We start from the raw sequence: 17,825 nt of genomic DNA, 5'->3' as shown, positions 1-17,825 counted from the left end.
AGAGACGGCAGGCAACCGTCGGCAGGGAGCTAATTGGAGGAGACACGAAGGTGGAACGCGGAGCCTGCGCGTGGCTCAAACATAGAATCGAGTAATTGCAGAAGAGAGATCCCTCGATCTGCTACCGAATCGTAGCAGTGGTTCCGTTCCATGTCCTCCATGAAAACCAACTGCTGTACTCGCTATTTTCACCCGAACTGCAGGACAGAATGGGCGAACATGAGAACTGGAACGCAAGTGACTCATCACCACGTCGTTTGGAAAGGGAGCCGATCAATTAAGATAATTAACAACTGTCCTTTTACCCATGTAACGCCTTTAGTGTACTCACCCTAGAGGGTAAATCCTACTATTGATTTTCCGAATTTGGCTTTCCTGAACCAACTTGCAAATATCGTTCATTTTCTGCATTGAATCAGTGAATCTCTGCCTGAACATTCGCCACGTTCCAGCCGAATTCTTCAACACGAAACCTGGTTTTCAGCCACTCCGCAGCGTTCTTTAGGTACGGAGCAGCCCAGACATGGAATCTCTTTACTTGTCGGATTTCCGAAAGTGCAGGGAGTACAGATCGGCATCGTTCATCACAAATCGGAGTCGAACGGGCTGGCTGGAAAGCGTCCCTAGATCGCTGCTGCCCTTCCAGCTCACCGTTTTGTCGATACTGTCACCAAAGAGCACGTCACATTCCTGAAGCGAGAATCCGGACAGCGGCTTTCCATTGGCATCCTGCATTTCGACCTGAACGCTACCAACGGCACTGGTCGCCAGATTCAGTGAAAGCTCAGTCCCCGTAAACGTAATCGGCGGCGTCAGCAGTTCGCCCCCTTCTCTGTCTGCTGAGATCGAGACAAACCCGTCTGGTCGCAGCGAGTAACGACGCACTTCACTGCCCGGTTCCGTCCAATAGCTTTCTGTCGAATACAGCGAGAGTTCGCTCAACGAGTCATCGACGGTCGACTTCGTTTCGACCAGATGCCAACCAATATACTGGTGACCGTATTGCCAGGTCCCCTTGCGTTCTCGACCGGGGGGCAGGAAGGCTTCGTTCCAACGTTTGAAATGGGTTCCGTTTCGACTGGCCATAAGCAGCCCTTCCGAAAGGGCCATGCCATAACGATCCGACGATTTCGATCGTAAGTGGCGCTGCTCCGTCTCGGGAAGTTGTTCCATCGCGGGCGACCATCCCCGCTCGACATAGCGTGCGGGGAAACCAAGCAACAAATGAGGGGCCCGGTCGTAAGGTTTAATCTGATTGGTATAAAGTTCTTCGCTGGGTGAATCTTCATAGGTAAGATCTTCGAAAGGCCCCCAGTTCAGAAAATCTTTCGAAGTGGCGGTGCGAATCGCGCGATCGCCGGAAGGTTTCCAGTTATCTCCGTCTGTGACACCGCCAGTAAAAACACGCCAGTAGGCACGATAAACATTCGCCTCCGTATCCCAGAAAGCCAGGTTCTGCGAGTCGAAGGCTCCCTCCGTAATTACAGGTTCATTTTGCATCGGTTCAAAATGAATCCCATCCGCAGAATGAAACGCGAGCAACCCATGCGGTTTGCTGGAGCGAATGATCGCCTTGTATCGAGACTCCGGAGGACAATCGGGATTGGTATCTTTGAAAATGGCGGGGTGACCCGGATCCGCATTCACTTCGGGAAACTGTCCCGGGTACAGAATAATGTTGTTCTCTTTAGAACCGTTGAATTCGCAGATGCCCAAATTCGGTTTTTCCCAGTGAATCCCGTCACGGCTTTCGGCATAACAGCAGTAAAGTGGATGCTTACCGGTATTCAGTCCTTTGTCGGTTACCTCCAGGTGCCACGCTTTGTAATACATTCGGTAGATGTCGCCATCTTTGAAGATACTGTGGTATCCGCTGCCAGACCCTTCCCAGGGAGCGTCGTGCTTGAGGACAATCTCCTGGATTTCTGGCTGATGAAGCTCCTGCTCTGCGGTCCCTTTCAACTCTCCGATCAGAAAGTCGTCGATAAACAGCTCTCTGCGGTTTTCCAGTTCGATTGGTTCCGCTGCAACCATTATTCCGGGTGCCAGGGCCGCCAGGAAAATCAGAGTTAGTGAAACAGTTAACAGTAGTTTTGTTACAGGTGATTTCAGTGAGTTCCGTCGAATAAAGACGCGTTTTCCGAGCAACATGAACAGTTTCCTCACAGGCAAGCCGTATTGAATCGAGTTCCATCTACTGTTTTCTTATCATTCCTATTCACCCTGTTATAACCAATCCCCCTCCCTGTTTCGATCCTGAAGAATAAATTGCCCCCCAGACAGGAGTACGGAATCAGGTCCACCCCTTGCCGCTGGTATCGCCGAAGGCTATTCTCAGAGAATAACGGGAGGGGAACTTTCCCCCTCTGATCACCGGGAATCGCCCGCGAGTAACAGCAGCATGGCTGAAAAATACTGGTCGCTCAATCATTGCGAACTGTTCGAACGGTTAACCAAAGAACAGATCAAGCGGTTGGAAGAGACATCGAAAGTTCGTCCATTCAAACGGGGTGAACTGATTTATCTTCCTACCGATGCGGGTAACTCCGTCCTGATGGTTGCCAGCGGTCGCATCAAAATCTATCACATCACCAGCGAAGGCAAACAAGCCGTCCTCTCGCTGATGGAACCAGGAGAGATTTTCGGTGAACTCGCCGCTCTCGACGACAACCCTCGCGAAGAATTCGCAGAAGCGATGGTCAGTTCGTCTGTCATCATGATTCCGAGCGAAGCACTCCGACAACTGGCTGAAGAGCATGCGTCAGTCTCTCTGGGCGTCACCAAACTTCTCGGACTTCGCCGGCGACGAATCGAACGCCGCTTGAAATCGCTCCTCTTCCGCTCCAATCGGGATCGACTCATACACCTGCTATTGGAATTGACCGAGAAATATGGTCGTCAAACGGCCGATGGAGTGCTGATCACCATCAAACTTGCCCATCAGGATCTCGCCAGCATTATTGGAAGTACCCGAGAGACGGTCACCGTCCTGTTGGGAGAACTTCAGAACGAACGGCAAATCGAAGTCCATTCCCGGCAACTTCTCCTGCGCAATATCGAAAAGCTGGCGCACAGCATTGATGTCCCCGTCCCCAGAGTTCGCTACGAAGAAGACTTGGGAAATCGACTCCTGAGAGAAAGCCGCGGCGGCGCGTAAACAACTTGTCCCTGGCATTTTCAACTGGATTAAACAGTGCTTGTGGTCTTTGGCATTACGGCATCCCATCGTCCGGCCAGAACCGCAGCAATCGGCTTCGTCGAGTCGAACCGCTCAAAAACGATCTTCAGTCCCGCGGTAATGGGTGTCGCCAGGAACATACCGGTGATCCCCCACATCATGCCCCAGAACATCAGGGCGAGCAGGATTACTACCGGGTGCAAGTCGGAGGACGACCCCATAATTTTCGGTTCGACCACGTTCCCGCTGATCACCTGAATCACGGCGATCGCCGCGATGGCGGAGAGCATCCATTCGAGAGAACCGTCCGGACTGAGAATAATAAACGGCAGCGGTAATAACGTCGCTACGATCGGTCCGACGTTGGGAATGAAGTTCAGCAAAAATGTGAGCAACCCGAAAGTCAATGCCATCGGTACGCCGAACAACCAGAGCGTCATCCCAAAGATGCCTCCAGTGATAATCGAAATCGTCGTCTTCAGCGAAAGATAACTGCGAACCTGATTATCGATCTGGCTGAATGAGTCCGAAGTCTTCGACGCCCCGACAGAGCCCAGCAACAGAAAGAAAACATAAATCAACACCACGATACTGGTCGTCACCAGTGCGAATAATTCCGACGACAACTGGGAGAGTATTGTTCGTAACGAACTATCGATCGCTTCCCGCATTTTGTCCATCCGATCATCGGTGCCGGATCCAGAATCAGAAGTTCCCACTGGTATCGCCCCCGCTGGTATCGCCCCCGCTGGTATCGTCCCCGCGGGCCCGTCACTCTCGACCAATGCCATGTCTTCGGGGTTCTCAGCGTCAGTCTTACTTCCAAACGGAGATCTATTGAGTAATCCGTCCAGTTCAACTTGTGCCTTGGTCACCAAATCCCGAACACGTTCCCGGTAGGCTGTCCCTTTTTCGGCCATCTGCAAAACAGACAGCCAGATACAAAGACCCAGCGCGCCCATAACAACCAGCCCCAACAGGAAGGTGATTCCGGCGGCGATGACTCGATTCACACCAAGTCGTTTTTCGAGACCTTCCAGGATTGGCGTAATGCCACTGACGACGAACAGAGCAACCACAAACGGAACCAGTACCGGTCTGAGCCAGAACACCATGTATATCATTACGGCAGCAGCAATCACGGCCAGACAGAACGTCTGAATGCGTGCATAAGAGGGAGTCGATTCCATTTCACCAATCTCAAGCAGACAAAAGGAGGGAACTTGTCACGCTTCTACGGTAACGGAAATCGATGGGCATGTACACAAGAAGGCGATGGCTTCTATTGACGTAGTATGATGCTCACACTTGTGTCGTAAGACGGGAGCAGAGATTCTCACCCAGCTCCGCCCAGCAGAGCCCGCCGGGCGTTTTGATGACCATCTAATTCCTATTGTGAGAAAATGACTTAGTTGATCAATTGAAGCGGAAAGAGAAGACGTCTGCGTTTGTGATGTTGAAGCGGAGTTGGACAATGCCTTCGCTCAGTTGGGGATCCTGTTTCCAACTGACGGCTGCGTCGATCGAGTCGCCAACAATCGGGTTTGAAACACCCACCACGGATCCAGATTGGTCCAGGACTTCGACTTCAAGTGTACCTCCCTCGGGGACCACTGAATTTAAAAGAAGCTTCTTGCCCGTGTACTGTAACGGCTTGGTGAGCAGTTGGCCGCCAGCTTCTCCACCATGCAGAGCGACAAATCCATCCAGGCGAAACACAAAGCGACGAACTCGACTTGGCGTGGACTGAAAATAATTCTCTGTTCCGTAAACCGAGATCTCATTGGGCTGACCTGGTAGTTGAACCATCCCCCATGCCATGTAGTTACTGCGATTCAAATCGCGATCCTTGGGGGCGGAACGAGGAATGACAGCGCCGGTAAGAGGGTGAAATTGGACGCCATCGCGACTGGACATAAAGATGGGCTCAACCTGTTCCGTCTCAGGAAAGAATTTCGTCGGGAAAGCAATGAACAGGTGAGGAGCGCGAAAGTATTTCTGGACAGCACTGGTGTAGAGGTTATTTTGTTCCAACCCCTCCGTGAATGTCACGTTGTGTTCGTTCTCCCAAGTAAGAAAGTCTGGGGAAGTCGCCGTGCGGATCAATCGAAGTTTGCCATCAGGGGAATATCTCCAGTAGGCCCGGTACTCATTTCGATCGGAGTCCCAGAAAACCAGATTTTGCGAATCGAATTTTCCATTCGTGATGATCGGCTTCTCCTGAACTTTCTCCCAATGAATGGCATCGGGTGACTGATATCCCAGTAGACCATGCCCGAGCCCACCAACTCCTTTGTAGCGGGCTTCTGGCAAGGTTGCCGGATTGTTGTCTCGAAACACGGTGAAGTTGTGATACGCGTTCCCCTTGAACCCATCTTCGAAACGAAGAATGTTGTTTTCATCACTTCCTCTCCAGGTGACCATTCCCAGATTGGGATCCGTCCAATGAACGCCATCTTCACTTACCGCACAGACCGCGAACGCCCAGCTGGGATCGGAGGGTTTATCTTTCGTGTATTGCGCCGATCGAAAGTACATACGGTAAGTCTCACCGTCCTGAAATACCGTGTAGTAAGCGCAAATGTTCCCGCCCCAGACTTGATCATGAACATACACGACTTCCTTAGGTTCAGGATTCTGTACGACCTGTTGAATATCTCCCTCAGTGGATTCCACAAGGTGATCATCGACGAACAGCTCCAGTCGACTACCAATCTCGACAGGCTCCGCACTTTGAGAGGTATTGTTAAACCCAACGATAATGACAGTCGCTAAAATCCAGTATCTCATAAGTAGATTGTCTCTTTCTCAGGTCTTCGACTAATAAAAGTGCTCCACCATAATCACAAGAATATTGTAAAACACATTGGATGTGGCAGGCTACAGGCATCAGACCTGTTGACTAACAGGGAAACATTTTATTTTAAGGTTTCCGCGATGGCTCCGTTTGGATAATGATTCTGAACGAGAAGGTAAGTCGCGAGGTAGAAACTTCTAATCGTCGTGCACCGCTTGTCGCTTCGCGACCCGGACAACACTTCGTGATTGTCCGGGCTAACCAGACTTAAGAAGCACTCTCTATCGTGTTGTTTCGTTTCTTTCGTGGTTCTCTTCCAAACACAAAAAAAAGCCCCTATCCAACTAAGTCGGACAGGGGCTTCGTTATTGATTGACGCAGCAAGTTCGCTTATTCGGCGGTCTCTTTGCTGGAGTCTTCGGTTTTATCTTCGCTCGTACCTACCGTGGCAAGTTCGGGCTCATCTTCGAGGGAACCGGTAAATTCGAGGCGTTTCGTGTCGCCCACTTCTACAACGGTGACGTTGATCGCGTTCTTCCCTTCGAAGGTACCGCGGAGCAGTTCTTCGGAGAGCGGATCTTCGATGTAGTTTTCAACCGAACGACGAAGTGGTCGAGCACCGTAGTCGACGTCTCCCCCTTTGTCGATAATGAACTCGCGGGCGTCGTCCGTCATATGCAGATTCAAACCACGTTCGGCCAGACGTTTGAAGACTTTGTCCAGTTCGATATCGACGATCTTCTTGAGGTGATCGCGAGTCAACCGCTGGAAGACGACGACTTCGTCCAGACGTCCGAGGAATTCAGGTTTGAATTCTTTCTCGATGACGTGCATCAGACGTTCTTTCATCTTCTCGTAGCTCGTGTCTTCATCCTGTTTGGCGAATCCGAAGACGTCGCCCTGATGGATTACTTCTGCACCGGCATTCGTCGTCATAATCAGGACGACGTTCTTGAAGTCGATCTTCCGGCCGAAGCTATCCGTCAGGTGACCTTCTTCCATGATCTGCAGGAGCATGTTGAAGACGTCCGGGTGAGCCTTTTCGATTTCGTCGAGCAGGACAACCGCGTAAGGACGACGGCGAATCTTCTCAGTGAGCTGACCACCTTCTTCAAAACCGACGTAGCCCGGAGGAGCACCAATCAGACGGCTGACGTTGTGCTTCTCCATGTACTCGGACATGTCAATCTGAATCAGGGCATCCTCGTCACCGAACATGAAGTCGGCCAGAGTTTTCGCCAGTAAGGTTTTACCAACCCCGGTTGGACCAGAGAACAGGAAGCAACCGGTCGGACGTTTAGGATCTTTCAGACCACTCCGGCTACGGCGAACCGCTTTGGAGATCTGTTTGATCGCTTCGTCCTGACTGATGACTTTCTTGTGCAGCTCGTCTTCCATACGGAGTAGACGGACGGCTTCCTCGCTGGAGAGTCGAGTCAACGGAATACCAGTCATCTTAGCGACAACTTCCGCGACAACCTCGGCGTCAACGACACCATCGGTCTCTTTCGATTTCTCACGCCATTCCTGGGTCAGAGTTTCTTTTTTCTTCTTCAGTTTGTCAGCCTGATCACGCAAGCTGGCTGCTTTTTCGAAGTCCTGGTTGGCGACGGCCTCTTCTTTCGCCTGATTCAGACGTTCGATCTCTTCTTCGAGTTCGTTGAGATCGGGAGGACGGACCATGGATTTGAGGCGAATACGGGCACCCGCTTCGTCGATGACGTCGATCGCCTTGTCCGGGAGACAACGCCCCGTGACGTAACGGCACGAAAGTTCGACCGCTTTTTCCAAGGCGTCGTCAGTAATTTGTACGCGGTGATGTTCCTCGTAGCGGTCACGAAGACCTTTGAGGATTTCCACAGTCTGAACCTCACTCGGAGGATCAACGCTGACTTTCTGGAATCGGCGTTCCAGAGCGTTATCTTTCTCGATGTATTTACGGTACTCGTCGAGCGTCGTCGCACCGATACACTGCAGCTCGCCTCGAGAGAGAGCTGGCTTCAGCACGTTAGAAGCATCGATCGCTCCTTCTGCACCACCGGCACCAACCAGAGTGTGAAGTTCATCGATGAACAGGATCGTGTTTTTGGCACGACGGACTTCGTTCATGACCGCTTTAATACGCTCTTCGAACTGACCGCGGTATTTGGTACCGGCAACCATCATCGCGAGGTCGAGAACCACGATCCGTTTATCCCGCAGGATTTCCGGAACGGAGTTATCGATCACCATCTGGGCGAAGCCTTCGACGATGGCCGTTTTACCGACACCCGCTTCCCCCAGGAGGACCGGGTTATTTTTCTGACGTCGGCAGAGAATCTGAATGACGCGTTCGATTTCATGAGAACGACCAATGACCGGGTCGAGTTTCTGCTGGCGCGCCAGTTCGGTCAGGTCGCGACCAAAGCTGTCGAGTGCCGGAGTTTTGCTCTTACCCGCTTTGCTGGAGGTTCCCTGTGCCGTTCCCCGTTCGCTGGTTTCGGACACTTCGAGTCCGTGTCCCAGCAGGTTGAGAACTTCTTCGCGAACATCTTCGAGTTTCAGGCCAAGGTTCATCAAAACCTGAGCCGCCACCCCTTCCTGTTCCCGTAGCAGACCGAGTAACAGATGTTCGGTTCCGACATAATTATGATTCAGGTTACGGGCCTCTTCCATTGCGTACTCAATTACTTTTTTGGCACGCGGTGTCTGAGGCAGTTTGCCCATGGTGACCATGTCAGGTCCCGACTGGACAATTTTTTCGACTTCCAGCCGAATTTTGCGGAGGTCAGCGTCGAGGTTCTTCAGCACGTTGGCTGCAACCCCGGAACCTTCCTTAACGAGACCCAACAGGATGTGTTCTGTCCCGATGTATTCGTGATTAAAGCGTTGGGCTTCCTGATTTGCCAACTGCATCACTTTTCGGGCTCGATCTGTGAATCGCTCGTACATGCGAGTCTCCCTTGCCGATTTTTTTCCGTCTCTTCCTGAGCAGAAAGTTCCGACAATTTTACTTTTGTGAACTGTGGTATGAAGTCGCCCGAAAATCGGTCTTCATCAAATTATTGAAGGAGGGCCAGTAACGTGGTTATTCCCTCCCGCAGGATGAATCTTATTTTCGGTAGCTCCTGCAAATCAAGTAGGTGCGTCATTTGCACCCGGCAGACGGGCAGGTGTGTATCGATTATGTCGGTCAGAGCAAACAGGACGACACAAAACGGGCGCAACAGGATCGCCCGGATCAGGAAATCGTCCTCAACTCATTTTACGTTCTCTCCTTATGAGGGGTGGTGGATTCTCCGTTTTTCCGAGAATCACCCACCGGAACTTTTCCGCCTCGTCCGGTTACTCCATTATAATCGATTGCCGGTAGGACAAAATCACCGGTTCACCAACCCGAGGCTGGTAAAACTGGCAATCTGGGTCAGGGGCTGATCCGTCCGCGACAACCGAATTTTAGTATTCCGAGGCTGTTGAGGCAACATCGACCCCGACCTGACCTTCTCTCCTGTTCCTGATAATTCCGACAGAATCGCTCGTAATGCCTAATTTTCCATTCACCGAACAGTTTCTTACTGCAGGTGCCCTGCGAACACTCCACTTGGCACAACATCTTGTGTGTCAGCTGAAAGTGGAAATTCTGACGACAGAACAGCTGCTGGCCGCCCTGATTCTGGATGAATCGCGGGCAACAGAAATTCTCAGTCAATATCAGATAACGATTGAGTCTCTTCCCGCTCCTTATCAGCCGTATGCCACCGAGGAAGCGGCCGCCGATTTGTCCGCGAAAGTGTCGAGTGAATCTCCCGAAACAATTGAGCCCGTCGAGCAAAGCGAATCCCTGACTTCCGCCCTGCTCGTCGCCCAACAACGAGCCGCTTTTTTAGGGCGACATGCCGAAATCGGGACCGAACATCTCTTGTGGGGTCTGCTCCATCACCCCGGTTCCGTGAAAGAAATCCTCGACCGGCATGGACTGAAGCCGGAAACGCTCGAACCAGAACTCGACACTCAGTCTGGATTCGAAACAGAACCGCTCGAAGTCGATGTCCAACTCCACGTCGCGGACACCACTCCTTCAGCCCGCACCAGTACTTTTCGCATACTCGACGCCGCCGCCAATCGGGCGCGGGAAGGCATGCGGGTGATCGAAGATTATGTCCGTTTTACTCTGGACGACACTTTTTTATCGCGCGAGTTCAAAGAGCTACGCCATCGATTCACTGCCGCCTGCAGCCAGTTCGATCAACATGAATTGCTCGCCAGCCGCAACACAACGGGCGATGTGGGTACCACAATCTCTACCCCCAGCGAACTTCAACGCGAATCGGGCGAGGCGGTCCTCGCGGCAAACTTCAAACGGCTTCAGGAGTCGCTACGGACATTGGAAGAATGGAGTAAGGTTGTCGCTCGTGAATCGGCGCCCCAGTTCGAGCAAATACGGTATCAGGTTTATCAACAGGAAAAAGTTCTGATGAACCTGTTACACGCTCGCGATGTCCTTCAGGGTACGTCGCTCTACTTGCTGCTGACCGAATCGCTCTGTCATCACGGGTCTGGCCCCGCTGTTCGCGACGCGCTCGAAGCAGGTTTGAAAATCGTCCAGATTCGAGAAAAAGAAATGCCAACCCAGGAACTGATTGAACACGCCAAGCGCGTCCGCGAATGGACACACGCCGCCGGTGCTTTGCTGATCATCAACGACCGTCCCGACATAGCGCTTGCCGTCGACGCCGATGGTGTTCACCTTGGTCAGGATGATTTTCCCGTCGAGGAAGCCCGCAAGATGCTGGGAGCCCGCAAACTGATCGGACTGTCCACCCACAACATCGATCAGGCCCGGCAGGCCGTCCGGTCAGGCGCCGACTACATCGGCGTCGGTCCGACCTTCTCGACCACGACCAAACAGTTCACCGAGTTCGCCGGGCTCGACTACATTAAAGAAGTCGCCGCAGAAATCACCCTCCCCTGGTTCCCCATCGGCGGCATTAATGCTCAGAACTTGAATCAGGTTCTGGAAGCGGGAGCTACCCGCGCGGCCATCAGTGGAGCGATCTGCGGAGCAGAAAAACCGCACGAGGTCACGCAGAAATTATTGGAGATGTTTGCCAAGAATTCATCACCATCCTAAGCCACACAGGGTGGTCCAGACAATCATGAAGTGCTGTCTGCATGCCGCAGGTACACAAAGCCATGTATCGCCACCCGCGCGAGTTGGTCAGCAAGCTATTTCAGTTGAGCTGTATTCCACACTTTAGTGTTGCTCCGCAACCCAGACGACTCTGGCGAGATCGTCTGGGCCACCCTTGGAATTGGGAACGGTGCTATATCAGCCCTATGCCAAGGGTGCCATTAATTAAAAGCATTCGAGGTTCAAGTCATTCCTCATTCGCGCCAGCATCCATATCCGCTTTGCTCTTCACCTTGTCGCGATGCTTCTTCAATATGTACACAAACGCGAAGAAGTCGTAGAACGTGTGAATCAATACGGGGGGAACCAGGTTAAGTTCTCCTTCCGAACTGAAACCGATGGCGGAGTAACCGAGGTACAGACTGACGCCGAAGACCAGAATAATGTATGTCGGGGAAATGAAATGGCAGAAGGCGAAGAGAATGCTGGAAAGGAGAATCGCGTAGTGCACGTTCATCGTCGTCATCAGAAAGTTCTGAACAATGCCGCGAAAAATCAATTCTTCACCTAAACCAACCAGCAGGGCGAGAAGGAATAATTTTTTAATCGTCGCTGCCCCCACCAAGGGAGCGATTTTGTTGACGAGTAGATCTTCGATCCGCCGCAATCCATCGTAAGGAATATAGTCCAGGGCGAACATGAGTATCGCCAGCGGGATCGTCCCCAGCGTTCCCCACAAGATGGCCTCGATATTCCAGTCAAACAGCTCCCACGGAGGCCGGGCGAGGAATCCTCCAATCGCCAACCCGATGAGGATCATGCCGACCTGAATCCGGTAGGCCGTTCCCAGAAAGTTCCGGCTGGCTTCTTCTGGATCGGGACGGACGGGAGCGATGGGTCGTTCGTGGTGTTCTGCGACCGGTTCGCTTTGTTCCGTTTCCGGTAACAGTTCCGATTCCTCTTCGAGCATCCGTTTGTCCTGTGATGATGAATCCAATTCGCGTGTCCGTTCGCTTACTTGATGCGTTCAAAGATAATGATGTGCTGGCGGGGTAGAACGTCGATTGTCTCTTTCCATTTCAGGCCGAATTCGGGTTGTGCCATTTCTTTCCGGACCTGCTTCACGCTCATTTTGTGAACTTCCAGAATGGGAACCTTGGGGTCTTCCTTCCGGTATTCCACGAAGACCAGTCGGCCCCCCGGTTTCAGCGACTTGGCCAGTGCGAGTGTCATCTCGTAGGGATAACTGAACTCGTGATAGACATCCACCATGAAGGCGACATCAATACTATCCGGTTCGAGGTTGGGATCGTCTTCGGTTCCCAGAATCGGCACCACGTTGTCGATCTTCAACTCTTTCATTTTAATTTCGAGCGCGTCAAGCATCTGTTTCTGAATGTCGAGGGCGAAGACTTTGCCCTCCGGTTGCACCAGAGGTGCCACAGCGCGGGTAATGACTCCCGATCCAGCACCGATGTCGGCGACCATCATGCCCGGTTTGAGCTTGAGGGCCTCGATCATTAACGAGAGACGTTCTTCCTCTTCGCGTTCGTCCCGTTCCAACCAGTCGATTCCGTGCCAGCTCATCACGCGGGCGATTTCTCGCCCTTGATAGAACTTGCCTGAACCGTATTGATCATGTTCTTCCTGGAACGAGTAACGTTCGTTTTCCGCGATCGCTTCTTCCGCGAGCAGATCGGATGGAACCATCAGGAGGCAAGCAAGCAGGCCTGTTAACACGACGAACGATAGTCGGTACATCAGTTTCTCCCAAGGGGAAGCGTTCCAGACAAAAACAAAAAGGGACACACTCTCCATTGTGAGAGTGTGTCCCTCCTGCGTCCAGTTGTGTTCCCTGTTATTCAGGATTTAAGCTCTGCACCGGCTCAAAACGACATTTTGTTTGCCCGGATTGAGCATTCCATTTTACTGTGGAGGATTCTGGCGGCGCAGCAGCATGTATTCAAAACATCTTCGCATCCTGTAGCCGTCACACTTATCTTAGTCAAGAATTGTGGCTGGCCATTGGAGTCTTATTTCTGGTCGAGCTTCGCCATCACCGTTTGCCATTCTTCCGTTTCGAGTTCCCGAGCTTCATCTACCAGCATGACGGGAATATCTTCCAGAATTTCGAACGCCAACCTGCATGACTCATTCCGACAAACCAGACGGCTATCATCATGGATCAGCTTGGAATGACATTTGGGGCAGGCGATAATATCTTTTAACGATTCGAATTGAAAAGCCATGTTTGAAATCCGGGAATTGATAAGAGGACCACGAAAGAGACGAACAGAGACCAGCCAGCAATGCCGTAGTGTTCAAGGACTATCTCGTGGTGAATTTAAATCAGCGAGAAGCTGTGACTTCAAAATTAAAAGCCACGTAGTTCACGGATGTCATTAAAATCTCGCAGGTCGTAGTCGATCCCGACATAATCGAGAACGCTACAGAGTGCCCGCACGGCAACGCCCATACCATCGGGTCCGCTGAATCCGCCGAACTGTCCGCCCCCTTTAAGGTGTGGTTCCGTTTCCAGAAAGAAACCGGGAGCTCCCAGTTTTTTCATTTTGCGATCAAGCTTGGTTACGTGGTCGCGCAAGTCGCGGAGCACTTGCTCGTGACCGGCGTCCCCTTCGTTGGCGGGAACGAAGTTTTTGAGGCGTTCTTCATCGACGGCTCCGTCCCAAGTCAGTTTGGGATCGATTTTGTAGTCTTTGATATGCATCCAGCCCATGTATTTTCGCATGGCGACGTATTCATCGAAGACGACATCGGGTCGTTTGTTCTGAGCCGCCACGTTTCCGCCATCATAAATGCATACGATGTTCGGATGATTGACTTCCCTACACAGTTCGGCCAGCAGTGGACCCGTTTCGCCGATCAGGTTCGGTTCAATTTCCAAACCATAGACGATGCCTTCCGCAGCACACAGGTCGACAATTTTTCGCAGCTGCACAACAGCCAATGGAATGTGATCCCGGGGATCCGTGCCACGAGGATGATAGAATGAGAACCCGCGGATCAATTTACAATCGAGTTCCTTCGCCACTTTAATCGTCGAGGCGACTTCGCCCTTCAGGTATTTGTCGAAAGGAACATAGACATTGTGTGAACCATCGTCGATATCGAGCAATTTGATTTTGCCGACGCGGGCACCAATGCTCGTAACGGACATACCGAACTCGGCGTGCAGCTTTTTGAGTTCCGTCAGCTCTTTCTTGTTGAGCTCGACCACATGTTTGACGTTCCCGTCCCCGAAGACATCGATAAAGCGGGGAGAATAATACTTAAGCCCAATCGCCGAGAGAGCCACCATCTGTTCGATAGCTGTCTTACGATTCGCCGCCTCATCGGCAAAGGCACTGATAATTACTTTGGGTTTGTCAGCCATGATGATGAAATCTATCTCTGAATTTCAGGTTTGATTTGAAAAATGTCTATTTGAATAGAACGTCAGAATTCGCTTCGTAATAGGCAATACCGGACGGCCTTCGCGAAGCAACGGACCTACTCGCCATCTCAGCCGAGCTGTCCTTTTATGAACCGATCGACTCGGCGAGGCGAAGTTCCGCACATTATGCGTGACACGTCGGACCGATGCCAGTGCCAGCGGTTTCTCACCCGGGAATCTAAACTGGTTTTGAACCGAAGTTTCAAAAAGGTCCAGTCCACTCATTCGAGTCGCCGGTTATTGAGTAGCTTTATCAAGCTGGCCCTTGCAATGGCCCTTGATTAGTGTATACACCTAGTCTACACGACCAATAACTTCAACCTACAGGATTTCGAATTATGAGCCCGCAAGCAGATTCCCCGACTTTGAAGGCCGGAATGGTTGGAATGGGGATGATTTTTGACGAAACCTACTGCCCCTTCTTTGAATCCGCCCATCGAGAGGGAATGTTTGATCGTCGATTCGGAGAACTTTCGGTAGAGCTTTCCGCCGTCGCGACTCGAACTGGCAAGCGGGCCGAAAAATACAAAACGGCTGCCGGAGATAAAATCGCCGACTTCCAGAGCTTCGCCGGTGACGGGGCTGTTACCCAGATGCTTGATTCCGGGCTCGACTTCGCCTGCGTTGCCAGTCCGGATGACCGCCACTTTGGAGCCGCCAAAGAAGTCATTGAATCGGGCACGCACGTCATTATCGAAAAGCCTTCGGTTCTGACCATGCAGGAACTGGACGAACTGGTCGAGCTGGCCAAACAGAAAAATGTGCTCGCCAAAGTCGTCTACCATAAACTGTTCGACCCTGACCACAAAAAGATGAGGTCGCTGTACTACGACAATGTATTGAAGCATGTCAACAACGGGTACTGCACCCTGCTCGAACCGAAGCAGATCTCCGGCAGTCAGTTCGCCGAATGGATCGGTGGACGCAACCCGGGAACTTATGTTGCTTGTCACTACATCAAGCTGATTGACTTCTCTTTCCCCGGAAAATTGAAAACCATCTCCGCCACTGGCCAGCGTGGCCTGGTTGGACCGCAGGATGGAAACACGTGGGACAGCACCCAGCTGCGAATGGTGTATGAATACGAGTCGGGCCGTAACGCCACGTTCGACATTCACACGTCCTGGGTAACTCCCGATAACTTCCCCGGATACGTCGAGCAGGAAGTTCAGTTCCGTTTTGACAACGGGCTATGGAATGGGCACTCCCGCAAACGGGGTGTGGAATGTACAGTCGAAGACAAGACCCCCTTCACGATTAAAAACTCAATCAATAATCACTTTAACGGGACCTTCGTCGAACCCTGGGGCGAGCGAAGCCAACGAGGTTATGGGGTTGAAGTGATCGAACGGTTCGCCCGGGAAGTTGCCTACGTGGAACATGGTGGTACCGACGCGGATCGAGGAAAACGGCTCGCCGAAATGCAGGCCCTCGACTACAACGACCTCGCCGCCGACCGGCAGACCGTAGCGACCATCCATGCACTCGAAGCGATTCTGGAACGGGCCGCCGCCGGAGAACCAGACTGCCTCGTGCGGATCAACGACCCCAAAGGAGGCCTGGCCCTCTACCGTCCGGGCGTCGCTGAACCGGAAATCCTTTACGAGGGAACGGTTTAAAACCTCACTCTCAAATCGGAAGATCGCCCCGGATCGAGTTTAATACACCTCTTGCAGGCTTGCGATGCTGGACAATCACCTTCTTGTCGTGTGAAAAATTCTTCAATTACAATGTGAACCCGACAGGAAAGCTGGCGTCCCCCGACTGAATTGGCTATTCTGTATACACTTTGGGGCTTGCCTCCCCATCTCATTCAATTTCACGATTTTGTTCGCGGACAGGTAATTCCAGACAGGTTAAGACTCATGGCTACTCCGATTCAATTTACGGGTGAAGATCGCTCCAATCAGGTTCGACAGACAATTACGCAACAGGAGCCGGTTGCCCTGCGGACTTACACTCCGTCGCAAGCGGTCTTCGCCAAGTCGGCTGGTTGCTTCCACTGGACTCCCGAAGGTCGTCGCCTGTATGACTTTTCCGCCGGTGTACTAGTGGCCAACTTAGGACACAACCCCCGCAGTTGGATGAAACGGTTCAGCGAATACATGGGCTGGAAACCGGAACACCTCACGGGCGAAGGAGAAGGCGAGTACTTCGAAGCGGTTACACTGACTGCTTACAACGCCATTACCGAAGTCGAAGCGGAAGCGGTCAAACGCCTGGTGAGCCATCTCGGCAAAACGGCCGGTGGCGAAAAACTCGATACGATCATGTGGGCCGCCTCTGGTTCCGAAGCGGTTCAGAAAGCACTCTGGGCCTGCCTGCATCGCGACGAAGAACGCGACTTGATCATCGCCACCCGTTACGGATTCCACGGTAAAAAAGGACTCGCTGGGGCGGTCACCGGTTCAGAAAGCGACACTGATCGTGACCCTCGCGTGAAGTTTGTCAGCTTCCCCCGCGAAGAATGTGACGACACGTCCAAATACGGTGAGCCACTCGATGTCTCTTCCTACCGAGCCGAACTTGATGCTCTGTATGAAGAATTCGGTTCACGACTGAACTGCTTGATCACCGAGCCTTATCTCGGTGGTGGCGGTAGTTATCACCCCCCTGCAGAATACCTGCAGATGCTGGTTGAGTGGTGTAACGAGAAGGACGTGATGTTCATCCTCGACGAAGTTCAAGCCAACTTCGGTCGTACGGGCAAAATCTTTGCGTTTGAGAAATACGGCATCACCCCTGACTTCGTCTGCATGGGCAAAGGCCTCGGAAACGGGATTCCGGTAGCAGCTGTTGCCGGTCGTGGCGATATCATGGCGAGCCTGAAATACGGCGAAGCCTCCGACACCTGGTCCGCTTCCCCCATCGCCTGCGCCGCCGTACTGGCCACGCTCGATGAGTTCGAACTGGGGACCGTCATGGAAAACACCCAGGTCATTTCGAAACTTTTGTTTGCAGGTCTCGAAAAACTGAAAGAGACGGGCATCATCGCCAAGGTCCGCGGCGAAGGCCTAGTCTTTGGAATCGAATGTGCCGACGTGGGCGATCTCTCTTCGAAAGAAGTCGCCGTGGCAGTCGTCAAGAAATGTTACCAAGGTAAGGAAGGTAGCGACGGCATCCATCTGCTCGGCCCTCTCGCCGGCAATGTCCTCCGCGTCAGTCCTCCGCAGACGATCACCACGGAAGAAGCCAACACTTCCATCGCCCTCCTGCATTCACTGCTTGAGGAACTCGCCGAAGAACTGAAAGGTTCCACCGTCTCCGCGAAGGCCTAGAGGATATC

At 52.3% G+C, this 17,825-nt stretch carries 12 protein-coding genes; 4 read left to right on the top strand and 8 right to left on the bottom strand.

The genetic code is table 11. The annotated features are described in order from the left end of the window. Positions 1-534 precede the first annotated feature (534 nt). On the bottom strand, positions 535-2,151 hold the full coding sequence (locus Pla110_RS01010) for a hypothetical protein (RefSeq protein WP_231742795.1): 1,617 nt from the start codon (positions 2,149-2,151) through the stop codon (positions 535-537). Between the two features lie 250 nt (positions 2,152-2,401). Between Pla110_RS01010 and Pla110_RS01005 the strand changes: the two genes are divergently transcribed. Further along, entirely contained in the window at positions 2,402-3,157 is a 756-nt protein-coding gene (locus Pla110_RS01005; protein WP_144992314.1) for a Crp/Fnr family transcriptional regulator, read from the top strand. Positions 3,158-3,186: 29 nt separating this feature from the next. Here the strand turns inward: Pla110_RS01005 and Pla110_RS01000 are convergent, their stop codons facing one another. The 3 genes from Pla110_RS01000 to Pla110_RS00990 all read right to left on the bottom strand — a co-directional run bounded on the left by Pla110_RS01000 (position 3,187) and on the right by Pla110_RS00990 (position 8,906). Continuing rightward, positions 3,187-4,368, bottom strand: a complete 1,182-nt coding sequence (locus tag Pla110_RS01000) for an AI-2E family transporter (protein ID WP_144992312.1) — start codon at positions 4,366-4,368, stop codon at positions 3,187-3,189. A gap of 226 nt (positions 4,369-4,594) precedes the next feature. Continuing rightward, on the bottom strand, positions 4,595-5,968 hold the full coding sequence (locus Pla110_RS00995) for a glycoside hydrolase family protein (RefSeq protein ID WP_144992310.1): 1,374 nt from the start codon (positions 5,966-5,968) through the stop codon (positions 4,595-4,597). A gap of 397 nt (positions 5,969-6,365) precedes the next feature. Further along, the gene (locus tag Pla110_RS00990) at positions 6,366-8,906 is read right to left on the bottom strand and encodes an ATP-dependent Clp protease ATP-binding subunit (RefSeq protein WP_144992308.1); all 2,541 of its coding nucleotides are present in this window, start codon (positions 8,904-8,906) and stop codon (positions 6,366-6,368) included. 589 nt (positions 8,907-9,495) lie between these two features. Here Pla110_RS00990 and Pla110_RS00985 point away from each other — a divergent pair. Next, the gene (locus Pla110_RS00985; RefSeq protein ID WP_144992306.1) at positions 9,496-11,085 is read left to right on the top strand and encodes a thiamine phosphate synthase; all 1,590 of its coding nucleotides are present in this window, start codon (positions 9,496-9,498) and stop codon (positions 11,083-11,085) included. Between the two features lie 247 nt (positions 11,086-11,332). Here Pla110_RS00985 and Pla110_RS00980 read toward each other — a convergent pair whose 3' ends face one another. The 4 genes from Pla110_RS00980 to Pla110_RS00965 all read right to left on the bottom strand — a co-directional run bounded on the left by Pla110_RS00980 (position 11,333) and on the right by Pla110_RS00965 (position 14,479). Continuing rightward, on the bottom strand, positions 11,333-12,082 hold the full coding sequence (locus tag Pla110_RS00980) for a CPBP family intramembrane glutamic endopeptidase (RefSeq protein WP_144992304.1): 750 nt from the start codon (positions 12,080-12,082) through the stop codon (positions 11,333-11,335). A gap of 17 nt (positions 12,083-12,099) precedes the next feature. After that, entirely contained in the window at positions 12,100-12,846 is a 747-nt protein-coding gene (locus Pla110_RS00975; protein WP_144992302.1) for a class I SAM-dependent methyltransferase, read from the bottom strand. Between the two features lie 272 nt (positions 12,847-13,118). Continuing rightward, positions 13,119-13,334, bottom strand: coding sequence for a Trm112 family protein (locus tag Pla110_RS00970; protein WP_144992300.1), 216 nt, complete (start codon positions 13,332-13,334; stop codon positions 13,119-13,121). Positions 13,335-13,459: 125 nt separating this feature from the next. Further along, the gene (locus Pla110_RS00965) at positions 13,460-14,479 is read right to left on the bottom strand and encodes a sugar phosphate isomerase/epimerase family protein (protein WP_144992298.1); all 1,020 of its coding nucleotides are present in this window, start codon (positions 14,477-14,479) and stop codon (positions 13,460-13,462) included. Between the two features lie 398 nt (positions 14,480-14,877). On the opposite strand from Pla110_RS00965, the gene Pla110_RS00960 reads away from it, so the two are divergent. Both Pla110_RS00960 and Pla110_RS00955 read left to right on the top strand, forming a co-directional pair. Next, positions 14,878-16,158, top strand: a complete 1,281-nt coding sequence (locus tag Pla110_RS00960) for a Gfo/Idh/MocA family protein (RefSeq protein ID WP_144992296.1) — start codon at positions 14,878-14,880, stop codon at positions 16,156-16,158. A gap of 246 nt (positions 16,159-16,404) precedes the next feature. Further along, entirely contained in the window at positions 16,405-17,817 is a 1,413-nt protein-coding gene (locus Pla110_RS00955; protein WP_144992294.1) for an aspartate aminotransferase family protein, read from the top strand. Positions 17,818-17,825 lie beyond the last annotated feature (8 nt).

The sequence above is a fragment of the Polystyrenella longa genome (assembly GCF_007750395.1).
GTDB lineage: Bacteria > Planctomycetota > Planctomycetia > Planctomycetales > Planctomycetaceae > Polystyrenella > Polystyrenella longa.
This window is presented reverse-complemented; position numbering and strand designations above follow the sequence as displayed.